We start from the raw sequence: 1,570 nt of genomic DNA, 5'->3' as shown, positions 1-1,570 counted from the left end.
CATCCTGTAGTGACAGCCGAAACCGTCTTTTAACATCTCCCCATGAGAGGAAATGGATTATTCGGTATTAGCCCCGGTTTCCCGGAGTTATCCCAATCTACAGGGCAGGTTGCCCACGTGTTACTCACCCGTCCGCCGCTAAATCAGAAAAAGCAAGCTTCTTCGTCATTCGCTCGACTTGCATGTATTAGGCATGCCGCCAGCGTTCGTCCTGAGCCAGGATCAAACTCTCCATAATAGTTGACTTCCGATTTGCGAAGCATTTCGAAAGGCAACAAATTAGAACTAGTTTAAAAGCTCATTTGTTTTGCTGGCATCATCATTAAATGATGTCAAAAATTGTTTTGCTATCAAACTAACTAAGTTAGTTATCAAGCTGTATGTCTTAACGTTTTGCATGTTCAGTTTTCAATGTTCATGGTGGAGCCTAGCGGGATCGAACCGCTGACCTCCTGCGTGCAAGGCAGGCGCTCTCCCAGCTGAGCTAAGGCCCCGAAAATAATAACTGGTCGGGAAGACAGGATTCGAACCTGCGACCCCTTGGTCCCAAACCAAGTGCTCTACCAAGCTGAGCTACTTCCCGTTATATGGTGCGCTCGGCAGGACTCGAACCTGCAACCTCTTGATTCGTAGTCAAGTGCTCTATCCAATTGAGCTACGAGCGCATATGTTTTTTCTAAAAAGTGGTGCCGAGGACCGGAATCGAACCGGTACGATAGTCACCTATCGCAGGATTTTAAGTCCTGTGCGTCTGCCAGTTCCGCCACCCCGGCACTTAAGTGAATCTTTGGAGCGGAAGACGAGGTTCGAACTCGCGACCCCCACCTTGGCAAGGTGGTGTTCTACCACTGAACTACTTCCGCTCGGTTATTAAATTAAATTAGATGGTGCGGGTGAAGGGAGTCGAACCCCCACGCCTTGCGGCGCTAGATCCTAAGTCTAGTGCGTCTGCCAGTTCCGCCACACCCGCGAATATAAAATCACTTTGAAAAGTGATGAGCCATGTAGGATTCGAACCTACGACCCTCTGATTAAAAGTCAGATGCTCTACCAACTGAGCTAATGGCTCGAAAAATGGTGCCGGAGAAAGGACTTGAACCCTCAACCTACTGATTACAAGTCAGTTGCTCTACCAGTTGAGCTACTCCGGCAGGAGTAAAATATATGGTGGAGGATGACGGGCTCGAACCGCCGACCCTCTGCTTGTAAGGCAGATGCTCTCCCAGCTGAGCTAATCCTCCATGGGATATATAATTTTATTGCAAGCCCAGCGATGTCCTACTCTCACAGGGGGAAACCCCCAACTACCATCGGCGCTGAAGAGCTTAACTTCCGTGTTCGGTATGGGAACGGGTGTGGCCTCTTCGCCATCATCACTAGACTTGAATACTTTTGAAAGACAAGCTTTATTATAACAACTCTGTAGAATATTACAAGAGTTATTTATAAAAAATTATTCTTTCAAAACTGGATAAACGACATTGTTACGTTAATCAAATTTGGTTAAGTCCTCGATCGATTAGTATTCGTCAGCTGCACGTGTCGCCACGCTTCCACCCCGAACCTATCT

Annotated in this window: 9 tRNA genes and 2 rRNA genes; all 11 read right to left on the bottom strand. The window is 47.5% G+C overall.

Annotation, left to right across the window (positions count from 1 at the left end):
• Positions 1-238, bottom strand: a 16S ribosomal RNA gene (locus LDK52_RS19860); the annotation flags it as partial.
• Positions 239-418: 180 nt separating this feature from the next.
• Positions 419-494: transfer RNA gene (locus tag LDK52_RS19855), tRNA-Ala, on the bottom strand.
• A gap of 12 nt (positions 495-506) precedes the next feature.
• Positions 507-583: transfer RNA gene (locus tag LDK52_RS19850), tRNA-Pro, on the bottom strand.
• 5 nt (positions 584-588) lie between these two features.
• Positions 589-665 (bottom strand) — tRNA-Arg (locus LDK52_RS19845).
• 19 nt (positions 666-684) lie between these two features.
• Positions 685-773, bottom strand: a tRNA-Leu gene (locus tag LDK52_RS19840).
• A 15-nt stretch (positions 774-788) separates the two neighbouring features.
• A tRNA-Gly gene (locus tag LDK52_RS19835) sits at positions 789-863 on the bottom strand.
• A 22-nt stretch (positions 864-885) separates the two neighbouring features.
• Positions 886-970: transfer RNA gene (locus LDK52_RS19830), tRNA-Leu, on the bottom strand.
• Between the two features lie 26 nt (positions 971-996).
• Positions 997-1,069: transfer RNA gene (locus LDK52_RS19825), tRNA-Lys, on the bottom strand.
• A 6-nt stretch (positions 1,070-1,075) separates the two neighbouring features.
• Positions 1,076-1,151: transfer RNA gene (locus tag LDK52_RS19820), tRNA-Thr, on the bottom strand.
• A gap of 14 nt (positions 1,152-1,165) precedes the next feature.
• A tRNA-Val gene (locus LDK52_RS19815) sits at positions 1,166-1,241 on the bottom strand.
• A 24-nt stretch (positions 1,242-1,265) separates the two neighbouring features.
• A 5S ribosomal RNA gene (gene rrf / locus LDK52_RS19810) occupies positions 1,266-1,381 on the bottom strand.
• Positions 1,382-1,570: the final 189 nt, after the last annotated feature.

It is taken from the genome of Psychrobacillus antarcticus, assembly GCF_029533155.1.
GTDB classification, from domain to species: Bacteria; Bacillota; Bacilli; order Bacillales_A; family Planococcaceae; genus Psychrobacillus; species Psychrobacillus antarcticus.
Note: the sequence above shows the minus strand (reverse complement) of the source record. Positions and strands in the feature narration are given on the sequence as shown.